Here is a 26,232-nt window from a genome sequence, read left to right on the forward strand (position 1 = left end):
AAAACAGACAACGCATTTTGAAGGCGCAAGGTGTCTAGCAATCTAGGGGCACCTCAATTCTAGGGGCACCTCAATTCAACTGATGTGTGTTTCCACGATTCATGGAATGGACGATGCTTCGCCCGTCTGCGCCAAGGATGTCAAAAGCCTAATGCCGGATAGTGCCGCTGACCTTGTTCTGCCGCCTGAGCATTACGCTTCTTTGGAAGCTGGGCAGTGGATAATCCGCCCATATCCAGATTGAAGCCATGGCTTTAGGTCACGTCGTAAGCACCACTTAGATTTAGAAGGAGTCGTTTTTGAAGATTGGCTATGCGCGCGTTTCCACACATGATCAGCAGACAGACCTTCAAATGGATGCTCTCGTCGAGCATGGGGTGAAGGTAGAAGACATCTATCAAGATGTGGCGTCTGGGAAGAAGGATGACCGCCCGGCATTGCTGGCCTGTTTAAAAGCGTTGCGCGAGGGCGATACGCTGGTCATCTGGAAGCTCGACCGCCTCGGCCGCGATCTGCGCCATCTGGTCAACACCGTCCATGACCTGACCAACCGGGGGATCGGCTTGAGGGTGCTCGCCGGTCATGGGGCTTCCATAGATACGACGACAGCCAGCGGGAAATTGATCTTCGGTATCTTCGCCAGTCTGGCTGAGTTCGAGCGAGAACTCATCCGAGAGCGCACAATGGCCGGGATGCAGGCTGCCCGCGCCCGTGGTCGAATGGGCGGTCGCAAGTTCGTGCTGACGCCGAGCGGCCTTCGCCGGGCACAGGCGGCAATGGCACATAGGGACACGAATGTCGCCGACCTGTGCGCAGAACTTCGGATAACGAGGAACACATTGTACAGGCTCGTCAGCCCGGCCGGAGAGTTACGGCCAGATGGCGAGAAGCTGTTGAAGCTGGCTGGGAAGTGAGGTCATGGTCCGCTCAGGAAAACGGGAGGGGATTATGTTTGAAGACGCCGAAGAAGTCATCGGTCGCTACGTTGGCACGCCTGAACGCGAGATCAGGCGCTATCGCTCATGGAGCCTATTCTACTACTTCTTCAATGGTCCCGATCAGGATCGGAGCCACTACAGCCCGCATCTGGCCGCCTATCTTGCATCATGGGGAATGTATCGCGGCTCAAGCGAGCTATTGAGAGCGCATGACTATACAGTTCATGACGGAGCGATAGACATCATTCGCCAATACCCCATGCTGAACGAAGCTGACCTGTCTACTTATACAAACATCGGCACCGGCGCTCTCTTCCAGCTAATTGAGGCGCTTAGAAAGCATTATAAAGACCGAGGCGTCACTCCCACGGATACCCTGATCTCTAAAATACTTCTGAGCTGCCTTGCTTGTGTGCCCGCATACGACACCTTTTTTAAAGCGGGTGTTTTGGACAGGTGTGGCATTGCTGGTGATTTTTTAAAAAGGGAATGTTTCGAGGACTTTCTTGTCGCGCTTGAAGGATTCCAAACTCCGCAACGGAATTGCCATCAAGGACAAGAGTATCCGTTCTTCAAGCTGGTTGACATGTATTTTTTCCAAGCCGGTAAGCCTATCGTCGAAGAGAAAAAGCGACGGGACAGTCAAATGCGGAAGGCTAAATAGCAGCAGCCTAATAGCGAAAGCCTCTGAAAGTCGGGATCGAAAAATAGGGCATAAATTACCCCGGTCAGGGCGATGGAAGATAAATACATGGGCACCCAAAATGAGGAAAAACGCCCATGCCCCAGACCTACATCACCCAGTCCGAGGAGTGGCTTCTCAGCTTTCTCCCTGCCGGGCAGTTCCACGCGGAAGATCGACAACTTTACCACGACCATATATCACCACGCCTGATCCGAGAGTTGCTCAAGAACTATGATCACGAAGAGGCCATTGGCCTGCTGAGCTATGTCATCGAGAGGATCGACATTCGTCACGGGAAGGCCAAGGATCGTCGTCTGAAATATGAACTGGCCTGCTATCGTTCATGGCTCATGAATATCCGTGGTCAGATCGAAGCGAACCATGCCCCAGAACTTGCTGCCGAGCGTCGTACAAGCTTCATTGAAACCATGAAGCGTTTTGTCCGACAGGCCCACCCATAACGCTCGCGGTCCTGAGCGTTTGACGAGAGCCTCCTTTGGTCATGTCTCCAATAACCCGGCCGAGGGAGGTGATCGCCAAAACGACTATGGTAAACGCCCCGGCGCAATGATCAGATAGGCCATCCGATTCCACATCATGAGGCCGATCATGCCCCAGATCACCGCCACCAAGACCGCACCCAAGAGCCGGGTGCCCGGTCCCTCCACCCGCCCCGCCCCTTAAACCTACAAAATCTCCAGCAATCGCTCGACCGGGCGGGCGATGACCGCGCCCTTTTGCGTAACCACGATTGGGCGTTCGACCAGCACAGGCTCGCGTACCATGGCCTCAAGGATGGCATCATCGCTGACGCCCGCCGCCGTCAGGCCCAGTTCCTCGGCAGGGGTTCCCCTCGTGCGCAGAATATCACGCGCACCTACGCCCATGCTTTTCAGCAGGGCCTGCAATTGGGGCTTAGTCCAGCCGACCTTGCCATAGTCGATGATGGTCGGCTCAACATCCTGCGCGCGGATCAGTTCAAGCGCTTTGCGTGAGGTGGAGCAGGTCGGGCGGTGATAGATAGTGACTTCGATGGCCATGAAACGCTTTTCTTAAATGGTGCCTAAGCGTTTTGTTTAAGCCATGCCCGCAGCGATTCATAGGCTTCGGGCCTGCCCTGCGCGCAGTCTTTGAGCAGAAACCCGATCATCTGTGAGAAATGAGCCATGTCGGCGCTATAGATGATCGAGCGCCCTTCGCGGTGCGCGCTCAGAAGGCCCGCGCCGGTCATGATGCTGAGGTGCGTTGACGCGGTGTTGGCGGGCATATTGACCGCGCGCGCCACCTGACCCGCAGCTATGCCACCGGGGCCAGCCGCGACAATGACCTGATACATGGCCAGCCGCCCAGGGTGCGCCAGCGCGAAAAGATTAACTACGGCATCATCGGTGTTCATGCCGCCAAGTTTACATGAGTTTCAGCAATCAGAAAGCGAAAGACAATAAAATATTTCGTCTTTTTCGCGACTATGGAATTAAAAATCCATAAAAAACCAGAAACTTAAGCCGAAAAAGACCTCACGACGCCAGCCGGAAGGCTTCCTCGCCCATCCGCTCCAGACGACCGCGCAGCGGCATGAACTGCTTCAGGGCCTCATCCGACATCTGCGACAGCGTATCGATCCGGCTCGACAGGCGCGCGAACATGTCGCCATAAGCCTGCGCCACCACGCTTTTGGAATCGCTCAGATCGCTGGGGTCGGGCAGGAACCAGTCGATGACCATCGGCTCACCCTTGAAATCGGGCCAGTGGCCGTCCTGCGGCACATGGTGCGACAAGCGAAAGATGAAATCAAACACCGGCGCGTCATCGGTCACCATGGTCTCGACCGGCTTGGGCGCCAGCTTTGAGAGGGTATAGTTGATCTTTTGCAGCAGTCCGACGGCGAAGGGACTGATCGATCCGGCCGGCGTGATACCTGCCGAATGAGCCTCAAATCGCCCGGCCCCCAGCCGGTTCAACAGGGCTTCGGCCATGATCGACCGCGCCGAATTATGCTCACACAGGAACAAAACCTTATATGCCTGAAACCCCATCACGCCCTCACCTTGATTATTTTGGGAACCCTTATCCCGCATAACAAGGTTACACCATCAGGTTTAGTTTAAGGTTTACAGACACGGTTAAGCAAAACTGAACAAGCGCATGCCAAAAAGTGTGAAGCGGTTTTTGGAAACAATGCGCGGTAAAAAAACGCGTAAAATAGAAAGCGCCCGTCGGGAGGGGCCGACGGGCGCTCAGTCACCTTTGCGAATCAGAAAGGCGATAACGTAATCAATGTATCCGCAGTTTAGGCGGCGACAGTACCGCCGACTTCGGACGGGTCACGCAGAACGTAACCCCGGCCCCAGACGGTTTCGATATAGTGGTTGCCCGAAGCGGCCACGGCCAGCTTCTTGCGCAGCTTACAGATGAACACGTCGATGATCTTAAGTTCAGGCTCGTCCATGCCGCCGTAAAGGTGGTTCAGGAACATTTCCTTGGTCAGCGTCGTGCCCTTACGCAGGGACAAAAGCTCAAGCATTTCATATTCTTTGCCGGTCAGGTGCACGCGGTTGCCTGACACTTCGACCGTCTTGGCATCCAGATTGACGATGATGTCGCCGGTCTTGATTACCGATTGAGCATGGCCCTTGGAGCGGCGAACCACAGCGTGAATACGCGCGATCATTTCGTCTTTGTGGAACGGCTTGGTCATGTAGTCGTCAGCGCCGTTGCCCAGGGTCTTAACCTTGGTGTCGATTTCAGACGTGCCCGACAGGATCATGATCGGCGTATTGATCTTGCCCACGCGCAACTGGCGCAGCACTTCGACGCCCGACATATCCGGCAGCGAAAGGTCCAGCAGGATCAGGTCGTAATCGTAGATCTTACCCAGATCCACGCCCTCTTCGCCCAGATCGGTCGTGTAGACGTTAAAACCTTCCGACTTAAGCATCAGTTCGATGCTTTGCGCGGTCGCGCTGTCGTCCTCAATCAATAAAACTCGCATCAAGCCCCTCCGGCGTTGGGAACGAGGTCAGGGCAACATGCCCAAACCATTCGTTAACAAGCTAAAACGAAAATCCCTTAAGATTCGTTAAGCTTACCCGAATATTGATTCGTAGGGTGATTTGCGACTCACCCACAAGACTGATGAGTCAACGATTCGATTTATTAACAGGATAAATATGTGCATTTTTTGGCACTGAGTCTTTTGAATCACACACCCCGCCGTAGGCGGGACTCAATCCAAGAAATACGGAACCCCCGCGGGTGAAACTTGGAGCGGGTGGTACTGACGGCGTGAAACCGGCCGCTTCACACAATCTGGTCAGTTTGCGCGCTGGCATCCGGTGCAAATCGTTTGGAAATGGCCGTCGTCACCGCCGCATTCATGCTGACATTGCCGGTGGTGGCGACCATATCGGGCAGCACATCAACCGCAATCAAAAGCGCCAGAACCTCAACCGGCACCCCCAGAACGGCATAGACCGGCAGATAGGCTGTGAAAAAATTTAGCTGATTGGGCAAACCGACCGAGCTTTGCTCGATCACCACCGCCACAAGAATGGCCGCGACGATCAGCGTGAAACTTGGGTGAATCCCGTAAAGTGACGCGCCGTACAGCCCCAGCATAAGGTTCTGCATCGGGCCATTAAACCGGAAAATCGACACCGCCAGCGGCAGGGTGACTCCGGAAACGGCGCGCGGAATACCCAGCGCATCGGTGCTGGCCAGCGTGGCCGGCAGAGAGGCCAGTGACGATTGCGTGCTGACGGCCACGGCCTGCGCCGGTGCCACGCCACGTGCAAACCGCCACGGCGAAACCCCGCCCCCGATCCAGGCCATGACATAGGCTAAGCCTATGCCGATTAAGGCAAGGCCACATGAAAACGCGACATAGTGCGCCAGCGCCCCAAAGGCTGACGCTCCGGCCCTGAGCGCCAGTGACAGCCCAAGCGCACATACCCCCAGCGGTGCAGCGATCAGAACCCATCGCACGATCACAAACATCACGTCGTTCAGGGCATGTAAAAAATCCACGATCGCCGCCCGGCGGGTGACATTGACGCGGGTCAGGGCCAGACCGAACACCAGCGCAAATATGACGATTTGCAGCATGGCGCCATTGGCTGCCGCCTCAATGGGGTTGGCCGGGATGATGCCCAGCAGCATCTCACTGAGCGGTGGAGACGGCATGATCTCGGCATGGTGCAATCCGGCGCTCGATCGCAGAGCCTGCGCAGCATCGGCCGGAATGGGAAACAGGGGCAACAGGCCCAACGTCAGCGCGGCCCCCAATACCGCTGAGACCAGCAGCAGGACAACATAGGTCACCACGGTTTTTAGCGCCAGCGTACCCTGCCCGGCCAGCGCGGCGGCATTGACCACCCCCAGCGCCAGCAGCGCGAACACTAGCGGAATAATGGTCATGCGCAGGGCATTGAGCCACAGCCCGCCGATCACCTGCGCCGTGGTGCCGACGGGGCCTATGCTGTCCGGCAAAAACTCAAACAGCACCACTCCGCCGATTAAACCCAGCGCCAGACCCGTCAGTATGCGCATGGTTAGCGGCATCGGCTCCCCCCGAAAACGCTAGGGAACCATGTAAATGGCGCTTAGTCCAGCGGGACGGCAGTTTCGCTTGCGGACGGTAATTTGACGAGGCTATGCTACTCCCAACAAATGGGGGGAATTATGCCGGGACAGATCACGCCAGTCGCGCGCAATGAGGCCGTCGATGTTTTGCGCGCCTTTGCCATTTTCGGCGTCTTTGCGGTTCATATTGCCGATCAGTTCGAGCTTTATTACGCCCATATGACGCCGGGTCCCCTGACCGGCTTTGTGCTGACCTATATCATGGGTAAGTCGTTTTCGCTGCTGGCCCTGTGTTTTGGCTTGAGCTTTTTTGTCCTGATGGACCGCGAAGCGCATAAGGGCGGGGATTTTTCCGGCAGGTTTGCCTGGCGCATGGTGGTGCTGGCAATCATCGGGGTCGCGCACAGTGCACTGTACCGAGGTGATGTGCTGACGGTCCTGGCCCCCATCGGGCTGGTGCTGATCCCGTTTCATCGGGTGCGCCAAAATTGGGTGCTGGTCGCCATCGCCGCCATACTGATCCTGCAACCGTTTATTTTCTACCAAATATTCAGCGCCGTAAGCGGTGCCGACTGGGCCAATGCCAAGCCCAACTTCTGGAACGGCGGCAGTTTTGAAGCCTATAAGTACGGTACGTTTATCGATGTCATCCGCTATAACCTGTTTGAAGGACAGTACCCGAAATGGTGGTTTTTCCTTGAAACCGGACGGGTAGCCCAGATCGCGGGCCTGTTCCTGATTGGCATGGTTCTGGGCCGCATCGGCTTTTTCGATCAGCCGCAGAGGTATGCGACTGCGCGGCGTATATGGCTGGTGATTTTGGCCGCCGTGTCTGCGGGGCTCATCATCTATAAACCGGCGCTGATCGCGCTGGCCCCGACCGCTCAAAGCCCCGTTATGGCTGGGGCACTGTCGAATATGATAGTAAGCGGGTGGACAGACTTGACGCTGATGGGCGTCTATATGCTGGTGATCCTTGAGCTGTTTTACGGGTTCGCAGGGCCGGCGCTGCGTGTGCTTGTGCCCGCCGGACGCATGACCCTAAGCCTCTATGTGTTTCAGGCGGTGGTTTGGGTGCCAGTCTATTACGGCTTTGGCCTTGGTGGCTGGGAATGGCTGACACCGCCGGTCGCCATGTTGTGGGGCGCGGCCTTCTTTGTGGCCGAAATCGCCTTTGCCCATCTGTGGCTAAAGCGGTTCTACTACGGCCCGTTGGAATGGCTGTGGCGGGCAGCGACCCAGATGAGCGTAAACGTCCCGTTTCGGCGCAAAGCCGAAGTCAGGCCGTAAAGCCGACACTCTGGATCATCTGGTTGATATCTGTGGAAGGAGTTTTCGCAACAGATTGCAACCAACTCAGAACAATATCGCGCCCATTTTCATACGGCTCGCGACCAAGTTCGACGACCTGATCATCTTTCACGCCAAGCACCAAACGGTCACCGGATAATGATAATGCAAAACCTTCCCCATCTTCGACCCACCAGTATTCGAGATAGAGGCAAGCCTGCTTAGAGTTACGAAATATCAATACATCTCCAGCGATCGCAATACCTGGGGACTCGTTTACAATTACGATATCATTCAACGAACTAAGCTCCACGTCCGCCTCTTCAGCAATGACACAGTTAGAGGTTAACCCGTAAATAGTATACCTGCAGCCAAGGGTTTACTCTTCACCCACGGTCGCGGCGGCTTTTTCCTTGGGCTTGCGGTCTTTGAAGACCTTACCCATGTCGCGTTCTTCGGATGTGGTCAGTTCTTCGTCGGCGGCGGGGAACATTTCCTCTTCCTCCTCCTCGATATGGTGAAGATATTCGTGTTTTAGCTCCGCGAATTTCTCCGACCATTTTTTTGAACCGGCATCAAGCTCAGCAATTTCGTCGATCAGGTCTTCGATTTCTTTGTGCTCAGCCACCGAATGGCGGGCCTTAGAGGTCAGGTCAGGATTAGCCATCATGACCGAATAGAGCGCCTGCTCTTCGGCCGCCGCGTGAGCCTTGGCCTCCAGCGCAAAGGCCGCGAAATGCTCCAACCGCGCATCCTTATCGGCGGCCTCGATCTTATCCAGCAGCTTACGGTGCTTATTGTGGTCGGCAATCAGGGCGGTAAAGATATCAAGCGCAGATTTCGTGGGGGTTTTATTAGTCATGGGGGCCGCCTCCAAAATGTTAACCCACCCTAACCACCTAAAAATGGCTTTTCGATCAGGTCGCGCCGTCAGATTATAAAGTCTGCGTATCGTCCAAAACCATATCCGGTCTGGCATCAGAGGCCGAGGTTTCCAGCACCACATTATCCATCTTCAACCCACGCACATGCCGCGCCCACAGGCCGTAAGCAGGGGTGATCCCGAACATGCTCGGTTCCGGATAGGCGCTATCCAGTTCATCAGGCCGGCGCGCCGCATCCTCTGCCGTGCCGCCGCCGCGATAGGTAAAATGCAGGTTGGTTAGCGTCACGTCCTCAATCGAGTGATCGCTCAACCCCATGATCAGGGCCGAATAATCTGGCAATATGTCGGTCGCGGTCATGTCCGATATCTGCACCCGGCGGATCGTGCCCGGCGTCGTGCCTTCCGGCCCGCGCAAACGTGCGCCGATGCGCAGGAACAACGGCGCGGTCGTAACTTCATTCAGGCTCAGGTTCTCGGCCACCACATCTTCGATCACCCCGCCATCGACCGTTTCCAGCGCCAGCCCGCGTGAGCGTTCAAAATGGCAGTTGCGGATGGTGATGCGCCGGAAACTGCCGTTCGATTCTGTGCCGATCTTGATGCGGCCGGTGACGCGGTCCTGATCGGGGGCGCGCTCTTGCGTGCGGCCAAACGTGCCATCAAGCATAGTGCCTAAGTCAAACCCGCTGACGCGGCAGTCTTCGATATGGATGTCTTCACAGTCGCGGAGTTCGCCCAAAGCAAAACTCGATTTCAGCACAATCGCATCATCATTAGGCGTATTGACCTTGCAGCCGGTGATGCGCACGCGCTTACAGCCGTCGATATCCAGCCCGTCACGGTTGGTGTCGATGGTCAGACCGTCAATCACCATGTCGGAGGCGCCAGTGGCCAGCAGCGCAAAATGGCCACCGTTTTTGATCGTAAACCCGCGCAAGGTGACGTGCTGGCAGTTCTTAAGCGCGATAGATTTATTGCCTAATCCCGCCATGGCCGAAACTTCCGGTGCCAGCTCGGCCATGACTTCGGCGGACAGGCCGCGCATGGACAGCGGGAACTCACCGGCCTGCTTTTGCCATTGCGATCCCGGCCCTTCGCGGGTCAGGCCTTCGCCGTTGATCAGGCCCGCCCCGGTTATGGCGATATGCGTCAACCCCTCCCCCCAGATCAGCGAATTATGCCAGTGCGAATGGCCGAAATCCTGATAAAGATCAAACAGATTAGGCTCAAACGGATCGTATGCGCCGCCGTGAAGTTTGGGATCGGCGGCGATAATCTCCGCCCCTTCGGACAGGTGCAGGGTAACGTGGCTTTTGAGGCGGATCGAAAAGCTTAAATACCGCCCCGCCGGAAACACGACGACCCCGCCGTCAACGGCAGCGGCATCTATCGCGGCATTTATGGCTACGGTATCAAGTGCTGCACCGTCGCCAACCGCCCCGAAATCCCCGATATTGAACATGCGCGTCTCCGTTTTCGTCCGATTAACGCAGGCCCCGTTAAAGGGCAATGGGTTAGAGCGCATCCCAAAAAGTGGGCAGCGGTTTTTTGGCCAAAGACTAAAATGGGATGCGCGTTAAATTAAAAATTTAGAGCGCCGATCTGATCCAATCAGATCGGAATACGCTCTAAGTCCATTGACGGCCACGCCATTTTTTTGAAATTACCCCTTGAACCGTACCCAGGGGCAGGCCCGATAGCTTAACCGTCCAACGAAAGACTATGCCTTGAAACCGCCCAAACGCCACCTGACCCTGACTGAAACCGCCCGCCGCTTTGGTATATCGGGTAAAGCCCTTCGCCTCTACGAAGAGAAAGGCCTTATCCGTCCCGAGCGCACCCGTGCGGACTGGCGCCTATATGGGCCGGAACAGTTTCTGCGCCTGCAACAGGTCCTTGCCCTCAAAAGCTTTGGCCTGCCGCTGGCACGGATTTCCGAACTGCTTTCGGGCCGTCAGACCGACCTGGCGGATTTTCTGGCGCTGCATGAAGCCATGCTTAGGCGTCAGAAGGACGACGTGGAACAGGCCATCACACTGGTGAGTTCCGCGCGGTTGAAACTGGCGGATCAAGGCACGCTTTCCACGGACGATCTCATTGATCTGACAAGGAAAACGACGATGACCAATACCCCTGAACGTCAGGCTGGCTACGCAGCGCTTGCGGCAAAGCACCTGACACCCGAAGACCAGAGCCTCATGACCGCCAAGGGCTATGCCGGCATGGATAAACCCGATACAGACTGGAACACCCTGATTGCCGAAGCCAATCTTCTGATGGCCGAGGATTATAAGCCCCATTCTTCGCGCGCGATGGATCTGGCCCGGCGTTGGATGCAGCAGGTGGAAAAGGCCACCGGCGGTAACCATCAACTTAATCAGAAAGTGCTGGCTCTGGCTAAGGACTTCCTGAGCCAGCCCAATCATCAATCGCCGTCATCATTGGCGATGACTGACTATATCCGTAAGGCCTATGGTGCCGCGATTGCGGCGGGTCTGATGCCTGATCCGCAAGCGACCTGATAAAAAGCCAGCAGGCGTTGTGATGTTACCGCAACGCCTGTTACGGCACCAATATAGTCGTACCGGTCGTGGCGCGGCTTTCCAGCGCTTGGTGGGCCTTGGCGGCATCTTTCAACGCAAAGCGCTGATGGATCGGGATGGTGATAATCCCGCGACCGATCAGGTCGAACAGTTCACGTGCCGAGGCCAGCAGATCCTCGCGCGTGGCGTTATAGGCAAACAGTGATGGCCGCGTCATATAGAGCGAACCCTTGGCATTGAGGATACCAATATCAAACGGCGGGATCGGCCCGGACGATTGGCCGAACGACACAAACAAACCGCGTGGTTTCAGCACATCCAGAGAGGCCGGAAAGGTATCGGCGCCCACTGAATCGTAAACCACATCAAACCGCCCGCCGTTCAGTTCCAGAGCCTTCGGCACAAAGCCATTTTCGGCATAGTTGATGACGTGATCATAGCCATGTGCCATCGCCAGATCGACCTTGGCCTGTGATCCGGCCGTGCCAATAATGTGCGCCCCCAAATGCCGCGCCCACTGACCGGCGATCAGGCCGACCCCACCGGCGGCAGCGTGGAACAAAAGGCTGTGACCGGATTTCACCTCGAACGTACTGCGCAGCAGATACTGCACGGTAAGTCCTTTCAGCAGCGATGCCGCCGCCACCTCGTCAGGCACCGTATCGGGCAGCGGGATCAGCTTATCGGCAGGGACATTGCGCACCTCAACGTAAGCGCCCGGCCCGTGCAGATAGACCACGCGGTCGCCAGGTTTAAAATCGCTGACGCCCTCACCCACGGCCTCAATGATACCGGCGGCCTCATTCCCCGGCGAAAACGGCAGGGTGGTTTTGTAGAGCCCTGAGCGGAAATAGGTGTCGATATAGTTGACCCCGATGGCGGTATGGCGCACCCGCACCTCACCGGCCTGCGGCGGGGTGAGGTCAATGTCCTCAGCCACCATGACGTCTGGGCCGCCGGTTTGGTGGACGCGGATCGCTAAGACCATCGGATATCTCCTTATTCGTTCAGAGATATATCGGCGTCACGGCTTTCAGTTCAATAGCGGGATGCCACAACTTTGCAGAAACCGGAAGGTATCGTCATAAAACCCTGACGGCCGTGTCGGGTCGCGGTCATCGCCCGTGGGCACAAAGATCACCATGCCCTGCCGCGCGCGGGTAAGTATTACCCGGTAGGTATTTTTCAGGTAAAGCCGCTGATGACGGTCCTTAACCGACTGCCATTTCGTGCCTTTGAATTTGTTCAGTTGCCAGCCGTAGCCGTCATGGCGCAGGTCGGCATCCCAGCACACGCCGGCCCAGTCCAGCTCCAGCCCCTGCACATCAAATTCGGTCGCCACGTCTTCCAGGTAATAGGACGACCGCACATCGGCACGGTCATTCAGAAACCAGTTGGCGGGGTCAATCTCAGACTTTATGTGCACGCCTTCGGGCTTGAGTCGCAGCGCCCCGGATGAAGCTATCAGGCCAAACCGTTCCGACCCGCGCGCGGTTTGGCGCAACCATTCGCGGGCGGCATGGATGTCACGGGTCAGGTAAATTGGATAATGCCCTAACTTATCAAAGGCCGCCCGTGCCGCCTCGGCATCACCATTTAACACCTGCGCCACAAAATCCGAAAGGGTCTCTGCCCGGAACGACCGCATAGACACCGACAGATGCAGGTCTTCATGCAAGGTCACAGGCTCGGTTTTGATAAAGGCATCGGCGTCGTTATTCAGGTTATAATCGGTCTGGATAATCTGTGCCGACGCATGGACGCGCCAGTGCGGAAAATGATCGCGGATCGCCGCCATCCATTCGGATAACCCCGCCTCACCGGTATTGATTTCCTGCCCGCCGCCGATCAGGCACACCACCGTGCACCAGTCGTGATGACGATCCATAACCCGCAGCAAAAATTCAGGCTCGGACATATCAAAATCGGCCACCGCGCGCTTTTGCTGCATGAACTTTGAGGCCTGCGCCCGCGTCCAGGCGCGCTGGGCTTCGTCGAAGACCACAATATGATCGGAGGGCGCTTCATGGCTGCGCAGATAATGGTCGCGGAAGTGGTGAATGTTCTGGATAAAGGCGTGAACATTGCGGGCAATATGGGTTTTAGCGCCGCCCGTGTTATTAGCTTTGTTTCTGGCCTGCTGATCGCGGATCAGGGCCTCAGACAGCACCGCCACCAGCGGCCCGTTTCCGGACAGGAAAGTGGCGTGCGTGTCACCCTGATCACTGCGTTGGGTGGCGATGTTCAAGCCCGCCAAGGTCTTACCCGCCCCCGGCACGCCCGTGACGAAACAGATCGACTTTTGCCGGTGAGCGCGGGAGGTCTCCACCACGCGGTTGATGATATCCTGCGTGGTCGTAAGGTTAATATCATCGGCGGCCCTTCGAGTTATATCTTCGACGCCATGTCGCGCATAGAGCGCGCGGGCGGCCTCGATAATGGTCGGGGTTGGGCGATAGCCGGTGGCGGCCCATATGTGCGCATCGAACTGCGCGGCCGCCGTGGCGCTGAACATTTTCAGCACATAACCCAGGTCGTTGGGGCATACGCACAACGGTTTGGCGACATGGGAGCCGGGCAGTTCAAACTGGATGATGTCGGACACAAGCGCTTTGGTCGGCACCAGCACCGGCACGATCGCCAGATCATGACTGCCCAAATGAAAGTTTTTCAGATCGAGCGCATAGTCTTCGACTTGTTCTATGGCATGGCGGTCAAAGCTGTCCGCTCCGACCTTGAACTCGATCACAAACACGCAGTCACCGATCAGCACTACGCAATCGGCACGCTTACCCATGCGCGGAATGGCGAACTCGAAATAGAGCGTAAAGGCCGGCTGATCGCTAAGTGCCGCGCGCATGAGGGTGATTTGCTGCCGCCACGCTTCGCGCTGGGTCATCTCCAGCGCGAAGGAATGCCCTTGCGCCAAAGCCCCAAGAATATGCTCACCCGTATCGGCAAAAAACCGCGCACGGTCTGCGGTATAATAGGCGCGCATGGCTCCCCCTGAAATCGAGCCTAGGCTGTCATAAAGCGTCAGATTTACAAGAAAAATATCCAAGGCGTGTTTTCAGCATTCACAACCCTGAACAATTCTATAGATAACTATACCAAGTATATTGATGGGGAACTTATGCGGTATTTTGTGACGCTGGCAACGGCCTTTGCAGCCTTGATAACGACAAATAGCGGACATGCCGAAACCACACCCTATGACGGCACCGGCAGCCATTTATATGTCGTTACAGAAGCCGAAACGAAACCAAACAAAAATTATCTGGACATTAAAGCACATCGCGCACGCACAATCAGAAGCCTCCGCTATGCCGCTGATAATGGCAACCGTGTCGCAATGTTTGATCTGGCTTCGGTTTTGTCCCAAGGCATATACGGGCCACAAGACTTAAAGGCTGCATATAATTTATATGAGGCCGCGGCAGACAAAGATGAACCTCGCGCACTCAGTGTGATGTGCCAAGCCTACTTGCTAGGTATCAATCGTCCCGTCAATATCGCCAAAGCGATGAACGAATATTGTATTAAGATAAAAGTCAGCCAGCCCGCTCTGATTTTTTCCGTTGCTTACGATTATGAGCACGGCCTATCCGGCCCAAAGGATGAGACCGAAGCTTTCAAAAATTACCTGCTTGCAGCACAAACTGGTAGTGGCGAAGCCATGAATCAACTCGGCCTTAAGGCAATAAATCAAACAGATAAGGCTGAAGTAGCACGCGAATGGTTTCGCAGAGGCAGCGCCGAAGGCTCTGCGGACGCTATGTTCAATCTGGCTCAAATGACGGCAGAAGGGCGCGGCGGCTTTAAGGATGAAAAAGAAGCCGCATGGCTTTATGTCAATGCTGCGCGACGCGGCCACAAGGGCGCCAGTGAGTGGCTCTCGGCCCAATTAGTTTCACCAGAACCTTTGAAACGGACCATACTTTATAAAGATTCAAAGTGGCTAATTACTCAGGCAGATGGGACTAAGAATACAAAGACCCCCAAGTCGTTCGACGTAAAAGATCTCGCTCAATTTTTTTCAAAATACAGAGAGGAGGGAGGGACTGACATATCAGCCACGATGCATTGTTACATTACAGAGTCGCATATTATCGATTTGTGCCTAAATCAGGCAGAACTCCCGGTAGGGTATAACGCAGGCGCCATACTTCGTGGTGTTTTCAATGACAAATTGACCATTTCACCGATTGATGCCAAAGGCCAGTCCACCGCACAAAGTGTATTTGTTTATAATTTTACCTGGTCATTCAATTAAGCGTTTCGTTAACCATTCTTAAGTTTGCGTTACCTAAACTCACCCCATGCAGGATCTGATTCACGCCGCCGATAATGTTGAGCCGTTACGGGTGTATGGCCGCGTGGCCGTGGTCAATGGCCTGCTGATCGAAGCCAAGGGCGGGCTTTCTTACATGCAGGTCGGTGCGCGCTGTGAGATCATCCGCCGCCATGCCGAGCCCCTGCCCGTCGAAGTCGTCGGCTTTCGCGAAGACCGCGCCCTGATGATGCCGTTTGGGCCCATCGAAGGCATAGCGCCCGGCGCTGAAATCCGCATCCTGTCCGATGGCGGCAAGGTCTATCCGTCACGCGCGTGGCTGGGGCGGATCGTCGATTCTTTTGGTGAGGCCATTGATGGTCTGGGGCCGCTGCCCAAGGGTCAGGTCGGCTACAACTTGCGTGCTGCACCGCCGCCTGCCCATACCCGCGCCCGAGTCGGGGAACGGCTGAACCTAGGCGTGCGGGCCATGGATGTGTTCACCACCTGCTGCCGCGGTCAGCGCTTAGGTGTGTTTGCCGGGTCTGGCGTCGGTAAGTCCGTGCTGCTGTCGATGCTGGCGCGCGAAGCCACATGTGATGCCGTTGTGGTCGGCCTGATCGGCGAACGGGGCCGCGAAGTGCGCGAATTTATCGAGGAAACCCTTGGCCCTGAAGGTTTGCGACGCGCCATTGTGGTGGTCGCAACCTCGGACGAACCCGCCCTGAAACGCCGTCAAGCGGCCTATATGACCCTGGCGCTGAGTGAATATTTGCGCGATCAGGGCCTGGAGGTTCTGTGCCTGATGGACTCGGTCACCCGCTTTGCGATGGCGCAGCGTGAGATCGGTTTGGCCACCGGTGAGCCGCCGACCACCAAGGGCTATACCCCGACCTGCTTTGCCGAATTGCCCAAGCTTTTGGAGCGCGCTGGCCCCGGCCCGACCTATCCAGACGGCACCCAAGGCGGGCCGATTACAGGGCTATTTACCGTGCTGGTTGACGGCGACGATCATAACGAACCGATTGCCGATGCCGTGCGCGGGATTTTGGACGGCCACATCGTCATGAGCCGCAATATCGCTGAGCGCGGCCGCTTCCCCGCCATTGATGTTTTGAAGTCGATCAGCCGGACCATGCCGGGGTGCCAGACCATCCCCGAACGCGAGGTCGTGCGACAAGCGCGGCAGGTGCTGTCGGCCTATACCAACATGGAAGAACTGATCCGGATCGGGGCCTATCGCGCCGGTGCTGACCCCGATGTTGACCGGGCGATCCGCCTCAACCCTGACATCGAAAATTTTTTACGGCAAGACAAGGAAGAATACACCTCTCTTGACGACTCGTTTACATTTCTGGCGCAAATTCTGACTTCGGATCAGGTGGAACCTCCACCGGGTTAATAAGTAGGGGTTCTACACATGGCTAAGTGGGTCAAAAGCTTAATCCGCATCTCGACCTTTGAGGTGGAGACCCTGCAAAAGACCCTCGCCGAAGTCGTTACCCGCCGCACCCATGTTGAGATGAAAATCGCCACGCTCGATGCCGAATTTGAGCTGGAAACTGTGCGCGCCCGCGAAGATTACAGCCTGTCGATCCATATGCCGGCCTATAAAAAAGGATGGGACGCGCGCCGGGTGCAGGTCGTGGGTGACCTCAACCTCATTGCCCATGAAGAACTCGGCATCCGCGATCAACTGACCGAGGCGTTTGAAGAGCTTAAGAAATTCGAGCATGTATCCGAAGTGACCAAGCTCAATCGTCAGCGTCAGGAATTGGCGCGCGAAAATGCCGCCATGGACGAAGCGGCCCTGCGGATGAGCTACAGCCGCGCTTAATGATCTCACGCCCGATGCTTTCACGTCGAACCGTGCTGACCGGGGCAGTAGCCTTGGCCGGATGCGGCCAAAGCACCGCACAAACCGACGCCACCCTCCCCCCGTTAAAATCGCTGGCGCCGTTTGATCTGGGTGTCTGCGCCATGACCGCCAGTTTCAAAGACCCACAGTGGGGCCCGCTGGCCGCCACCCATTTCGACCGCATCACGCCGGAATGGGAAATGAAGATGGAATACATCCTCGGTGAGGACAACCCCATCAATTTCGTTGAACCTGAAAAATGGTTGAGGTTCAAGGCTGCCGATCAAATACTCACTTTTGCAAAGATCAACGGTATGGGCATGTTTGGCCATACCCTAGTCTGGTACGCCCAAAGTGCTCCTTTATTTGATAAACTGTCTGGAGATTACGATAATTTCTTCGATGCATATCAGGCATATATCGATGGTGTTGTTGGACACTACAAAGGCCAACTTACAGGCTGGGATGTAGTCAATGAGCCTATGCTGGATGACGGCTCAGGGCTGCGTGACTGCTTATGGAAGCAAGTTCTTGGCGAAGATTACATTTTGTTGGCTTTTCATAGGGCACACGAAACCGACAGGCATACCCCCCTGTTTCTCAACGACTATAATCTGGAATATTACCCCAAAAAGCGGGCAGCGTTTCTACGGCTGGCCGAGCGGTTGTTAAAGGCGGGTGTGCCGCTGCATGGGCTGGGCACCCAGACCCATATCGATGCCACTATCGCCCCCGGTATGCTCAAAGCCGCGATCACAGACATCGCCTCATTGGGTTTAAAAGTGCATGTCTCGGAAGTCGATATCAGCCTGAAACCCGAAGGCATGGTTTTACCGGGAACAGATTTAGCCGCCGGACAAATACGGGCACTGGACGAGATTACCGACGCCTATTTGCAGCTCAAACCCCATCAGCAGTTCGGCATGACCGTGTGGGGCCTGCGTGACAAAGACACATTCCCCTATCGCAAAGACAACAGCGACAAACCCGTTTTGTTTGACAGCACAGGCTTTGCCAAGCCTCTGGCCCACGCCTTTGCGGAGCGGTTCGCCTAGTTTTCTTTGGCCGGACGGACATTGGTAAAGGGCGAATCCATCACGTCTTTTGGGTCGCCCATATCGATCGGGGCCTGCGGGTCAAGGGTCGGGCGCGGCTCAGGCACTGGCGCGACAGGTGCCTGGCGGCTGGCCGTTTCGGCCTCTTTACGCAGAAAACGCAGATCGTCAGCAATGCGGAAAATAGCGACGTAAAATTCGCAGAACGACCGCCACAGCAGGATACCGGCAAACACAAACAGCAATCCACCAATCAGAAACGGCACCGCCAGAAACCAGCCCCACGGCGCTTCTTCGCGCATGGCAATCCCAACGGTCGCACCGAGCACACCAAAGGCCGACAGCAGCAACAGCGACAAACCCGCCCAATAGATCAGGTGAATGACCGGCCGCGTAATCAGGCGGTCAAAGGTAATCAGGTCAAAGAAAATATCGCCCGGAGAGGTCGAACCGAACACCTGCTTGATCAGACGCTTCATAAGCTGGCCACCCTTTAACCCGTCATGGGTTTGTCATTAAGGCGTTAGAAATGATTTTAACCCCGATTGTCAAGCTCTGAGCTTGGTTCGCAGTGCCGCTAAAACGCAGACCGCACCAGAATGAGAGGTATCATTTACCCGCAGCCATGACGCGATTTTTTGCATTGCAAAATCACCGGTTTAACTCCACTATCGTGTCATTCAGCGGGGGGCCGGATGATGTCATTAACTGCCTGGATCAATCGGCTGGATTACAAATCCGCCCCCGTCATGTGGGCGGTGCTGGGTGCCATTATTCTGAGCGCACTGATTTTGCGGATATATCTTTCCGACATATCCTTATGGGTCGACGAAAGCGCTTCGGTATCGTTTGCGCGCGCGCCGGTTCAGTTATTGTGGTCAGACTGGATGGCCCGCGAAACCAACCCGCCGCTCTATTACACGTTCCTGAAAATCTGGATGGCCCTATTCGGGGACAGCGATTTGGCATTGCGCAGCCTGTCGATTATCGCCGGATGCACCAGCATATTCATAGCCTTCCTGATCGCCCGCGACATAGGCGGTCCGTTAGCGGGCCTGTTGGCGGCACTGCTTTTGGCCATATCGTTTCAGAACATATTCTACAGCCTTCAGGTGCGCGGCTATATTTTCACGCAAACCTTTGCGCTGGCCGCCCTTTATGCCGTTTTACGAATCATGAGACCGGATGAGCCACAACTTTTGAGGCGATGGGCCTTGGGTGTTTATGTCGTCAGCGTCAGCGCCGCGGCCTATTGCCACACAACCTTGATCATCCTGCCGGTCCTGATCAATCTGTTTCTCATCCCCTGGGCGGTGAAACAATGGCCTGTCAACCGGATCGTCGTGATTGAATGGGCGCTGGCGCAAGCCATCGTGCTGATCCTGTGGAGTTGGTGGGGCGGCATAACCTTGCAACAGATGAACCATGCCGAGACCATCAACTGGATACCGCAGCTTAACCTGTCCGAAGCCGTCGGCATGATCCGGAAAGTCTATGCGCCCAATTTCCAGTCGGTGGCGCCGGGCGGAAAATTCTGGGCCGCAGTGCTAATCGGTCTGGCCGTCTATATGGCGGTCAAATATCGCGCCCGCCCGGCATTGATCCTGCCGCTGGTGGGGCTGGCCGTGCCGATCCTGATATTTTTGCTGAACCTGAAAACCCCCATCATGCTGCCGCGCACGCTGTACTGGGGGACCGGCCCGTTCATCGCCGCCGTAGCCATAGGGATCTGCGCCCTGCCCGATCATCGCGCCGCCATAGCCGCGGCCATACTGGCGATCACCACGACCGGCCTTGAGACGGTCAGCCAGCGCCATCAGTATCAGATGGAACCATGGCAACATATTACAGAGACGCTCAGCCAACGAAACCCGACCGCCGTCGTCCTGACCAGCTATGAATTACAAGGCCACCTGATGCAGCGCTATTGTGCCGAAATCAACTACCGCCTGACCATTCTGGTGCCCCGCACCGATCCCGGAACTACGTCCTATTTGCCGCTGCATAATCAAGTTAATCTGGCGCAGGTTCCGGCCCTGCTGCCCAAATACGGCACCCTGTATGTCATCAGCCGCCGCAGCAAGAACCTCAATGGACTGCTCACCTCGCATGGCACATCCCGGCCCGTGGCGATTGACGGCCTACCGGAAATTATCGCGGTGACGGAATGGAAAGCTGCCAAATAGTCGTTATATTTGCCCGACGGTTTTCAGCTTTACCTTGGGGTGGATTTCGTTCTGGCTCATGACCGTGGTGGTCGGCCGGAAACGCTCAACGATAGAGCGCACATAGGGCCGGATTTGCGGGCTGGTCAGCAGCACCGCCACTTCGCCGTTCATCGATACGCGCTCAAAGGTATCGCGCACGCCGCGGATGAAGTCCTGCAGGATCGACGGCGCCATAGTCAGTTGGCGCTCCTCCCCCGTCCCGACCAGCGATGTTGAGAACGCATTTTCCCACTCGTGGCTCAGGGTCACAATCGGCAGGGTGCCGTCATCGCCGCGGTTATGCCAGCACAACTGCCGCCCCAGACCTGAGCGGACATGTTCGACCAGTTGGGTCACCGATTTGGTATAGGGTGCCGCCTCCCCCAGACCTTCGAGGATCGCGGGCAGATCGCGGATCGAGACCCGCTCTTTTAGCAAGGCCTGCAACACCCGCTGCAAGGTCGCCACCGGCACGACCGATGGGATCAGGTCGTCGATCAGCTTTTTCTGGTCGTCCGGCGCATCCTTCAACAGCTTGGTCAGTTCGGCATAGGACAACAGATCGCTCATGTTGTCTTTCAGGATCTCAGTCAGGTGGGTGGTGATCACGGTCGCCGGATCGACGATGGTGTAGCCCAGAAACGTCGCCTCTTCGCGCAGAGCCTGATCGATCCAGGTGGCAGGCAGGCCAAAGGCCGGCTCCTTCATATGCTCACCGGGCAGCTCAACCTGACGGCCTGACGGGTCCATCGCCATCAGCGAGCCGATACGCACTTCGCCGGAGCCCGCTTCCATTTCTTTGACGCGCACCACATAGCCCTGATGGGGCAGGCGCATATTGTCGAGGATACGCACCGACGGCATGACAAAGCCATACTCCTGCGCCAGCGTCCGGCGCAGGGCCTTGATCTGATCGGTCAGCTTACGACCATCCAGATCGTTGATCAGCCCGAGCAGGCCCAGACCCAACTCGATCTTGACATCATCAATCGCAAGCGTCGCGGAAATCGGCTCATCTTCCTGAACGAGCGGGGCGGGTGGCGGCAGGTCGGCCATGACCGGCTCCAGCATTTTTCGCCCGATGCGCCAGGCCATGAACCCGGCCCCCAGCGATATGCCCGCCAGCGGCAGGATCGGCATCCCCGGCACCAGCGCCAGCACGCCCGCCGCCGCCGACACCATGCCAAGCACGACCGGGTTTTGCGCCAACTGCGCCGTCAGAGCCTTATCCGCAGATCCGTCAACCCCGGCCTTGGACACCAGAAAACCGGCGGCGATCGAGATGATCAGGGCCGGGATTTGCGTCACCAGACCGTCACCGACAGTCAACTGGATATAGGTTGAGGCCGCTTCACCGGCGGGCATCTGGTGATTGATAATGCCGATCAGGATGCCGCCGACGATGTTGATGGCGGTGATGACAAGGCCTGCGACCGCATCGCCACGCACGAATTTCGAGGCACCGTCCATGGAGCCGAAGAAGTTCGATTCCTGCTCGACTTCCTTACGGCGCTTCTTGGCTTCGTCCTGATCGATAATGCCTGACGAGAGATCGGCATCGATGGCCATCTGCTTGCCCGGCATGGAATCGAGGCTGAAACGGGCCGAAACTTCGGCGATCCGGCCCGAACCCTTGGTGATGACGACAAAGTTGACCAGCAGCAGGATGGCGAAAATGATCACCCCGATGATGAAATTGCCCTGCATGATCAGGTCGCCGAAGGCCTTAATGGTCTGACCGGCGGCGTCGTGGCCTTCGTGGCCGTGGGTCAGGATCAGGCGCGTCGAGGCCAGATTGAGCGACAACCGAAACAGGGTCGTGACCAGCAGCACGGTCGGAAAGGCTGAGAACTCAAGCGGCTTTTTGATCAGCAGGGCCGTCATCAGGATCAGCACGGCTGAGGCGATTGACATCGACAACAGCACGTCGAGCAAAAACGCCGGCAGCGGAATGATCAGCATGACGATGATCAGCATGACGCCAACCGCCATGATGACTTCGCCGCGCTTCAGCCAACCGCCGATTTCGGAAAACTGAAAGGGCTGGACACCCGAAGTTGTTGTCGCTGCGTCCGCCACCAAGGCCCCCGAATTACTCGAACTCCACACCGAAGACACACTTCGGGCGCTAGGCAAAATTTACCCGATGGATGGTGAACAAGTGGTTAACAGATGTTAACTGTTGGCATCATTTGATGTGAGATAAACGCGACTATTACACTATCTATACCTCCCCAACTTGTTGGGGAGGGGGACCGCGACCGTTTACGGTCGGGGTGGTGGGGGCATTACCACCTGCGCTATTGCCCCCCTCCGGCTTTTTGCTAACGCAAAAACCCACCTCCCCCAAACAAGTTGGGGGAGTATATATTTCACTACGCCGCGTTGGCACCCGACTGTGGGGCGGGCACAGGCACACCGGCGTCGGAATATTCTTTCAGCTTATTGCGCAGGGTGCGGATCGAAATCCCCAAGATATTGGCGGCATGGGTGCGGTTGCCCAGACAGTGCGACAGGGTATCCAGAATCAAAACCTGCTCGACCTGCGCCACGGTAGACCCCACAAAGGTACGCGCCGCACTCTCGGCGGCCTGGGCGGCACGGCCGACATAATCAAGGCCGATCGGAGCCTCGATATTGAGCGGTTTACCGTCGGGCAGGCGAATAGCCTCGGCATCAATCTCAGACCCCGATGATAACAAAACCGCGCGGTGCATGGCGTTTTCCAGCTCACGGACATTGCCCGGCCAGTTGTGGGCCTGAAGACGGCGACGCGCTTCATTCGACAGGGGCTTAAGCGCAATGCCGTTGGCCTCTGAGTACTTCTTGGCGAAGAATTCCGACAGGGCCATGATATCGGCCGGACGTTCCCGAAGCGGCGGCAGCGCCAGATTGATGACGTTCAGGCGGTACAGCAAATCCTCGCGGAAAGTGCCTTCCTTAACCGCGATGCTAAGATTACGGTTGGAGGTCGCCAGCACGCGGATATTGACCGGCACAGGCTTGGCCCCGCCAACGCGGTCGATGACCCGCTCCTGCAACGCGCGCAACAGCTTGGCCTGCAAACGGGCATCCATTTCCGAGATTTCATCGAGCAGCAACGTGCCGCCATCGGCTTCTTCGAACTTACCGATCCGGCGGGCCATGGCGCCGGTGAACGCGCCTTTCTCGTGGCCGAACAGTTCTGATTCCAGCAGATTATCCGGAATGGCCGCGCAGTTGACCGAGATGAACGGCTTCTGGGCGCGCTTTGATTTTTCGTGCAGGTAGCGGGCCATGACCTCTTTACCGACGCCGGATTCGCCGGTGATGAGGATCGAGGCATCGGACGCCGCCACCTGATCAGCCAGTTTCAGCACCTGCTGCATGGCCGGATCTTGTGTGACCAGCGGGCGCTGGTCATCGGCGACGGCGGCCAGCACGGCGGCAATCAGTTCCGCATCAGGCGGCAGCGGAATGAACTCTTTGGCTCCGGCGGTTATGGCTTGCGCGGCCTTACGCGGATCGGGATTGACGCCACAGGCCACGACCGTGATGTGGATGTGCTCCAGATCGCACGACGCAATAAGCCCCGCAATATCGAGCTCATAATCCACCATCAGCAGGTCAGCGCCCTGGCCTTTGCGCAGGGCGTCCAGCGCCTGCTGGCACCCCTCGACATGGGACACCTTGGCCCCGGTATCCATCACCATCTTGACCGCGACCGACATCTGACCGCTTAATTTTCCGACTACTAATAGTCTCATGGGTTTTTCCTTTGCGGTTAGCTGTTGCTGTCTTCGGACTTGATGATTTCCGTCATGGTCACGCCTAAACGCTCATCGACCACCACCACTTCACCGCGCGCCACCAGCCGGTTATTCACATAGATATCAATCGCCTCACCGACCTTGCGGTCCAGTTCAAGGATCGAGCCCTGCCCCAGCTTAAGCAGTTGCGCCACCGACATGTAGGACTTACCCAGCACCGCCGAGATATTGACCGGGACATCGAACACCGGTGCCAGATCAGCCGCGGTTTTATCGCCGTCGTCATCGCCGCCCATAGCCGGCATATTGTTTTCGCTAAATTCTTCCAGTGAGAAGTTCTCGGCCATGGTCAGGCCTCCCTTTTCATGGCCGGGGTGGCCTGATGATGGTGTTGATCCGCCGCCAGCGCTTCACGCAGGGCGGTATCGAGTGTGTTCAGCACACGCTCAGGGTCGAACTCGGCGCGGCCATCCGGCCACATCACCTCGAACGCCCCAACCGGCATGGCGCTTGAGGTGCGAAAGGTGATAGCCCCCGTAAAGCCCGCCAGGGTCACGGCTTCACGCGCCGCCCCTTGCAGGGACGCATCGGGATTAGGCACCGAAACCACCAGACGCGGGGCGGTGTCGATCTCATGGGTCAGGGCCTCAAGCGTTGCTTTGAGCGGCGCTTCGGGAAACTGGTTGAGGGCTTCCGCGCTGATTTTTTGCGCACAAATCAGCGCCAGTTGCGCGCAGGCGGCCTTGTGTCTGGAGATGGCGTCCTGAAGGTGCGACAAGCCGTGATGGGCCGCATCGGCCAGGGCCTGAAGCGCCTGCGCCTGCGCCAACTGAGCGCGCGCCAGCGCCGATTGCTCACCGTCATGATAGGCGTTGGTACGTAAAGTCTCGACCTCTTCGGGGGTGTAGCTGCGTTTTTGGACCGGGGCACGCGTCACCTGACCGGCGTCACCAAAGACGGTGCCAAAATCGAATTTTTTATGAACCGGCTGGGTCATGACGATATCTCCTCCCCTGCACAGCGGGGGAGGTGGATTTTGCGATAGCAAAAGACGGAGGGGGCATTACCCGCCGCCATTGCCCCCTCCGTCAGTCCGCTGCGCGTACTGACACCTCCCCCGTAAACAGGGGAGGAGGAAGTTGAAAAACTAATAAATAAGCTCATCATCGCCTCCCTGACCGGCCAGCATGATTTCGCCCTTAGCCGCCAAATCCTTGGCGACCTGCACCATGGCCATCTGCGCACCGTCAACATCCTTAAGGCGCACAGGCCCCATCGAATCCATATCATCGCGCATGATCTTAGCCGCGCGTTCGGACATGTTGGACATGAACATATCGCGCAACGCATCGGACGCCCCCTTGAGGGCCATCGCCAACTGGTCTTTCTCGACCGCCCGCAGCAAGGTCTGCACCCCGCCCGGATCAAGCTTGGACAGATCCTCAAACACGAACATCAGCGCGCGGATACGCTCGGCCGACTCGCGGTTGCGTTCCTCAAGGGAGGTGATGAACCGGCTTTCGGTCTGACGATCGAAATTGTTGAAGATTTCGGCCATCAGTTCATGACTGTCACGCTTAGAGGTCCGCGCCAGATTGGACATGAACTCGACCCGCAAAGTCTGTTCGATCTTGTCGAGGATTTCGCGCTGCACCGGCTCCATACGCAACATCCGCTGCACGCACTCAAGGGCGAAATCTTCCGGCAACGCAGCCAGAACGCGGGCGGCGTGGTCGGTTTTAACCTTGGACAGAACCACGGCAACGGTCTGCGGGTATTCGTTTTTCAAATAGTTAGCCAGCACCGCCTCATTCACGTTGCCGAGCTTATCCCACATGGTCCGGCCGGCCGGGCCTCTGATTTCTTCCATCAGGGCGTCGACCTTATCCGACGGCAGGAAGGAGGCCAGCATTCTCTGGGTCTGTTCGAACGAGCCCATGATCATGCCGCCATTATTTAGGCTTGAGACAAACTCCAGCAGCAGGTCTTCGACCACGTTCGAGGTCACCGTCCCCAGCGCCGACATAGCCTGAGAGATCTCCTTGATCTCTTCTTCGTCGAGCGCCTGCCACAACTGCACATGGTCTTCGCCCAGCGCCAGTAACACTACCGCGGCCTTTTCGACCCCGTTCAGCTTTTTGGCATCATCAATAAGGTTTTTACGCGCCAT

The 26,232-nt window shown here is 56.8% G+C and carries 26 protein-coding genes; 10 read left to right on the forward strand and 16 right to left on the reverse strand.

The window, feature by feature from the left end:
• The first annotated feature begins 299 nt into the window (after positions 1 to 299).
• The 3 genes from IE102_RS00005 (at position 300) to IE102_RS00015 (ending at position 2,084) form a co-directional block, all read left to right on the forward strand.
• Entirely contained in the window at positions 300 to 914 is a 615-nt protein-coding gene (locus tag IE102_RS00005; RefSeq protein WP_189484339.1) for a recombinase family protein, read from the forward strand.
• Positions 915 to 948: 34 nt separating this feature from the next.
• A complete protein-coding gene (locus IE102_RS00010) occupies positions 949 to 1,602 on the forward strand; it encodes a hypothetical protein (protein WP_189484340.1) in 654 nt (217 codons plus the stop codon).
• A gap of 116 nt (positions 1,603 to 1,718) precedes the next feature.
• Positions 1,719 to 2,084, forward strand: coding sequence for a hypothetical protein (locus IE102_RS00015; RefSeq protein WP_189484341.1), 366 nt, complete (start codon positions 1,719 to 1,721; stop codon positions 2,082 to 2,084).
• 225 nt (positions 2,085 to 2,309) lie between these two features.
• Here IE102_RS00015 and arsC read toward each other — a convergent pair whose 3' ends face one another.
• The 5 genes from arsC to IE102_RS00040 form a co-directional block, all read right to left on the reverse strand.
• On the reverse strand, positions 2,310 to 2,663 hold the full coding sequence (gene arsC, locus IE102_RS00020; RefSeq protein ID WP_189484342.1) for an arsenate reductase (glutaredoxin): 354 nt from the start codon (positions 2,661 to 2,663) through the stop codon (positions 2,310 to 2,312).
• A gap of 23 nt (positions 2,664 to 2,686) precedes the next feature.
• Entirely contained in the window at positions 2,687 to 3,019 is a 333-nt protein-coding gene (locus IE102_RS00025) for an ArsR/SmtB family transcription factor (RefSeq protein ID WP_189484343.1), read from the reverse strand.
• 121 nt (positions 3,020 to 3,140) lie between these two features.
• Entirely contained in the window at positions 3,141 to 3,659 is a 519-nt protein-coding gene (locus tag IE102_RS00030) for an arsenate reductase/protein-tyrosine-phosphatase family protein (RefSeq protein WP_189484344.1), read from the reverse strand.
• 254 nt (positions 3,660 to 3,913) lie between these two features.
• A complete protein-coding gene (gene ctrA, locus IE102_RS00035; RefSeq protein ID WP_189484345.1) occupies positions 3,914 to 4,615 on the reverse strand; it encodes a response regulator transcription factor CtrA in 702 nt (233 codons plus the stop codon).
• A gap of 308 nt (positions 4,616 to 4,923) precedes the next feature.
• Positions 4,924 to 6,183 carry a dicarboxylate/amino acid:cation symporter gene (locus IE102_RS00040; protein ID WP_189484346.1) on the reverse strand — a complete coding sequence of 420 codons (1,260 nt, stop codon included), beginning with the start codon at positions 6,181 to 6,183 and terminating at the stop codon, positions 4,924 to 4,926.
• 120 nt (positions 6,184 to 6,303) lie between these two features.
• Here IE102_RS00040 and IE102_RS00045 point away from each other — a divergent pair, with 120 nt between their 5' ends.
• On the forward strand, positions 6,304 to 7,494 hold the full coding sequence (locus IE102_RS00045) for a DUF418 domain-containing protein (RefSeq protein WP_189484347.1): 1,191 nt from the start codon (positions 6,304 to 6,306) through the stop codon (positions 7,492 to 7,494).
• Here IE102_RS00045 and IE102_RS00050 read toward each other — a convergent pair.
• The 3 genes from IE102_RS00050 to IE102_RS00060 form a co-directional block, all read right to left on the reverse strand.
• Positions 7,484 to 7,792: a hypothetical protein gene (locus tag IE102_RS00050; RefSeq protein WP_189484348.1), complete on the reverse strand. Its 309-nt coding sequence runs from the start codon at positions 7,790 to 7,792 to the stop codon at positions 7,484 to 7,486. The two genes, IE102_RS00045 and IE102_RS00050, sit on opposite strands and share 11 nt — an antisense overlap.
• An 81-nt stretch (positions 7,793 to 7,873) precedes the next feature.
• On the reverse strand, positions 7,874 to 8,356 hold the full coding sequence (locus IE102_RS00055) for a hemerythrin domain-containing protein (RefSeq protein WP_189484349.1): 483 nt from the start codon (positions 8,354 to 8,356) through the stop codon (positions 7,874 to 7,876).
• A 73-nt stretch (positions 8,357 to 8,429) separates the two neighbouring features.
• Positions 8,430 to 9,842 carry a rhamnogalacturonidase gene (locus tag IE102_RS00060; protein WP_189484350.1) on the reverse strand — a complete coding sequence of 471 codons (1,413 nt, stop codon included), beginning with the start codon at positions 9,840 to 9,842 and terminating at the stop codon, positions 8,430 to 8,432.
• Between the two features lie 265 nt (positions 9,843 to 10,107).
• On the opposite strand from IE102_RS00060, the gene IE102_RS00065 reads away from it, so the two are divergent.
• Positions 10,108 to 10,902: a MerR family transcriptional regulator gene (locus tag IE102_RS00065; RefSeq protein WP_189484351.1), complete on the forward strand. Its 795-nt coding sequence runs from the start codon at positions 10,108 to 10,110 to the stop codon at positions 10,900 to 10,902.
• Between the two features lie 40 nt (positions 10,903 to 10,942).
• Here the strand turns inward: IE102_RS00065 and IE102_RS00070 are convergent, their stop codons facing one another.
• Positions 10,943 to 11,911: a quinone oxidoreductase family protein gene (locus tag IE102_RS00070; protein ID WP_189484352.1), complete on the reverse strand. Its 969-nt coding sequence runs from the start codon at positions 11,909 to 11,911 to the stop codon at positions 10,943 to 10,945.
• A 45-nt stretch (positions 11,912 to 11,956) separates the two neighbouring features.
• Positions 11,957 to 13,921 (reverse strand): DUF2075 domain-containing protein, encoded by a 1,965-nt coding sequence (locus IE102_RS00075; protein WP_189484353.1) that lies wholly within the window; start codon positions 13,919 to 13,921, stop codon positions 11,957 to 11,959.
• Between the two features lie 135 nt (positions 13,922 to 14,056).
• Between IE102_RS00075 and IE102_RS00080 the strand changes: the two genes are divergently transcribed.
• From IE102_RS00080 to IE102_RS00095, 4 genes are read left to right on the forward strand one after another with little or no spacing between them, the layout of a single operon-like run.
• Positions 14,057 to 15,196 carry a tetratricopeptide repeat protein gene (locus IE102_RS00080; RefSeq protein ID WP_189484354.1) on the forward strand — a complete coding sequence of 380 codons (1,140 nt, stop codon included), beginning with the start codon at positions 14,057 to 14,059 and terminating at the stop codon, positions 15,194 to 15,196.
• Between the two features lie 46 nt (positions 15,197 to 15,242).
• Positions 15,243 to 16,595 (forward strand): flagellar protein export ATPase FliI, encoded by a 1,353-nt coding sequence (gene fliI / locus IE102_RS00085; protein ID WP_189484355.1) that lies wholly within the window; start codon positions 15,243 to 15,245, stop codon positions 16,593 to 16,595.
• A gap of 18 nt (positions 16,596 to 16,613) precedes the next feature.
• A complete protein-coding gene (locus tag IE102_RS00090; protein WP_189484356.1) occupies positions 16,614 to 17,030 on the forward strand; it encodes a flagellar export protein FliJ in 417 nt (138 codons plus the stop codon).
• Between the two features lie 14 nt (positions 17,031 to 17,044).
• Positions 17,045 to 18,106 carry an endo-1,4-beta-xylanase gene (locus IE102_RS00095; RefSeq protein ID WP_189484357.1) on the forward strand — a complete coding sequence of 354 codons (1,062 nt, stop codon included), beginning with the start codon at positions 17,045 to 17,047 and terminating at the stop codon, positions 18,104 to 18,106.
• Here the strand turns inward: IE102_RS00095 and IE102_RS00100 are convergent.
• Complete coding sequence (locus tag IE102_RS00100) at positions 18,103 to 18,585, reverse strand: DUF4282 domain-containing protein (RefSeq protein ID WP_189484358.1); 483 nt, start codon at positions 18,583 to 18,585, stop codon at positions 18,103 to 18,105. The two genes, IE102_RS00095 and IE102_RS00100, sit on opposite strands and share 4 nt — an antisense overlap.
• Positions 18,586 to 18,801: 216 nt before the next feature.
• On the opposite strand from IE102_RS00100, the gene IE102_RS00105 reads away from it, so the two are divergent.
• On the forward strand, positions 18,802 to 20,292 hold the full coding sequence (locus IE102_RS00105) for a glycosyltransferase family 39 protein (RefSeq protein ID WP_189484359.1): 1,491 nt from the start codon (positions 18,802 to 18,804) through the stop codon (positions 20,290 to 20,292).
• A gap of 3 nt (positions 20,293 to 20,295) precedes the next feature.
• Here the strand turns inward: IE102_RS00105 and flhA are convergent, their stop codons facing one another.
• The 5 genes from flhA to fliG all read right to left on the reverse strand — a co-directional run bounded on the left by flhA (position 20,296) and on the right by fliG (position 26,232).
• Entirely contained in the window at positions 20,296 to 22,392 is a 2,097-nt protein-coding gene (gene flhA, locus IE102_RS00110; RefSeq protein WP_189484360.1) for a flagellar biosynthesis protein FlhA, read from the reverse strand.
• 296 nt (positions 22,393 to 22,688) lie between these two features.
• Positions 22,689 to 24,059: a sigma-54-dependent transcriptional regulator FlbD gene (gene flbD / locus IE102_RS00115; RefSeq protein WP_189484361.1), complete on the reverse strand. Its 1,371-nt coding sequence runs from the start codon at positions 24,057 to 24,059 to the stop codon at positions 22,689 to 22,691.
• A gap of 17 nt (positions 24,060 to 24,076) precedes the next feature.
• On the reverse strand, positions 24,077 to 24,409 hold the full coding sequence (gene fliN / locus IE102_RS00120; RefSeq protein WP_189484362.1) for a flagellar motor switch protein FliN: 333 nt from the start codon (positions 24,407 to 24,409) through the stop codon (positions 24,077 to 24,079).
• Positions 24,410 to 24,411: 2 nt separating this feature from the next.
• Positions 24,412 to 25,059, reverse strand: a complete 648-nt coding sequence (locus IE102_RS00125) for a FliH/SctL family protein (RefSeq protein ID WP_229807493.1) — start codon at positions 25,057 to 25,059, stop codon at positions 24,412 to 24,414.
• A gap of 150 nt (positions 25,060 to 25,209) precedes the next feature.
• Complete coding sequence (gene fliG, locus IE102_RS00130; RefSeq protein WP_189484363.1) at positions 25,210 to 26,232, reverse strand: flagellar motor switch protein FliG; 1,023 nt, start codon at positions 26,230 to 26,232, stop codon at positions 25,210 to 25,212.

It is taken from the genome of Asticcacaulis endophyticus (assembly GCF_014652575.1).
Taxonomy (GTDB): Bacteria; Pseudomonadota; Alphaproteobacteria; order Caulobacterales; family Caulobacteraceae; genus Asticcacaulis; species Asticcacaulis endophyticus.

Bases quoted from the DNA above. Each gene is read 5' to 3' on its own strand.
- IE102_RS00010 (WP_189484340.1), top strand. From the start codon at position 949: ATGTTTGAAGACGCCGAAGAAGTCATCGGTCGCTACGTTGGCACGCCT.
- IE102_RS00015 (WP_189484341.1), top strand. From the start codon at position 1,719: ATGCCCCAGACCTACATCACCCAGTCCGAGGAGTGGCTTCTCAGCTTT.
- arsC (WP_189484342.1), bottom strand. From the start codon at position 2,663: ATGGCCATCGAAGTCACTATCTATCACCGCCCGACCTGCTCCACCTCA.
- IE102_RS00025 (WP_189484343.1), bottom strand. From the start codon at position 3,019: ATGAACACCGATGATGCCGTAGTTAATCTTTTCGCGCTGGCGCACCCT.
- IE102_RS00030 (WP_189484344.1), bottom strand. From the start codon at position 3,659: ATGGGGTTTCAGGCATATAAGGTTTTGTTCCTGTGTGAGCATAATTCG.
- ctrA (WP_189484345.1), bottom strand. From the start codon at position 4,615: ATGCGAGTTTTATTGATTGAGGACGACAGCGCGACCGCGCAAAGCATC.
- IE102_RS00040 (WP_189484346.1), bottom strand. From the start codon at position 6,183: ATGCCGCTAACCATGCGCATACTGACGGGTCTGGCGCTGGGTTTAATC.
- IE102_RS00045 (WP_189484347.1), top strand. From the start codon at position 6,304: ATGCCGGGACAGATCACGCCAGTCGCGCGCAATGAGGCCGTCGATGTT.
- IE102_RS00055 (WP_189484349.1), bottom strand. From the start codon at position 8,356: ATGACTAATAAAACCCCCACGAAATCTGCGCTTGATATCTTTACCGCC.
- IE102_RS00060 (WP_189484350.1), bottom strand. From the start codon at position 9,842: ATGTTCAATATCGGGGATTTCGGGGCGGTTGGCGACGGTGCAGCACTT.
- IE102_RS00070 (WP_189484352.1), bottom strand. From the start codon at position 11,911: ATGGTCTTAGCGATCCGCGTCCACCAAACCGGCGGCCCAGACGTCATG.
- IE102_RS00075 (WP_189484353.1), bottom strand. From the start codon at position 13,921: ATGCGCGCCTATTATACCGCAGACCGTGCGCGGTTTTTTGCCGATACG.
- IE102_RS00080 (WP_189484354.1), top strand. From the start codon at position 14,057: ATGCGGTATTTTGTGACGCTGGCAACGGCCTTTGCAGCCTTGATAACG.
- fliI (WP_189484355.1), top strand. From the start codon at position 15,243: ATGCAGGATCTGATTCACGCCGCCGATAATGTTGAGCCGTTACGGGTG.
- IE102_RS00090 (WP_189484356.1), top strand. From the start codon at position 16,614: ATGGCTAAGTGGGTCAAAAGCTTAATCCGCATCTCGACCTTTGAGGTG.
- IE102_RS00095 (WP_189484357.1), top strand. From the start codon at position 17,045: ATGCTTTCACGTCGAACCGTGCTGACCGGGGCAGTAGCCTTGGCCGGA.
- IE102_RS00100 (WP_189484358.1), bottom strand. From the start codon at position 18,585: ATGAAGCGTCTGATCAAGCAGGTGTTCGGTTCGACCTCTCCGGGCGAT.
- IE102_RS00105 (WP_189484359.1), top strand. From the start codon at position 18,802: ATGATGTCATTAACTGCCTGGATCAATCGGCTGGATTACAAATCCGCC.
- flbD (WP_189484361.1), bottom strand. From the start codon at position 24,059: ATGAGACTATTAGTAGTCGGAAAATTAAGCGGTCAGATGTCGGTCGCG.
- fliN (WP_189484362.1), bottom strand. From the start codon at position 24,409: ATGGCCGAGAACTTCTCACTGGAAGAATTTAGCGAAAACAATATGCCG.
- IE102_RS00125 (WP_229807493.1), bottom strand. From the start codon at position 25,059: ATGACCCAGCCGGTTCATAAAAAATTCGATTTTGGCACCGTCTTTGGT.
- fliG (WP_189484363.1), bottom strand. From the start codon at position 26,232: ATGGCGCGTAAAAACCTTATTGATGATGCCAAAAAGCTGAACGGGGTC.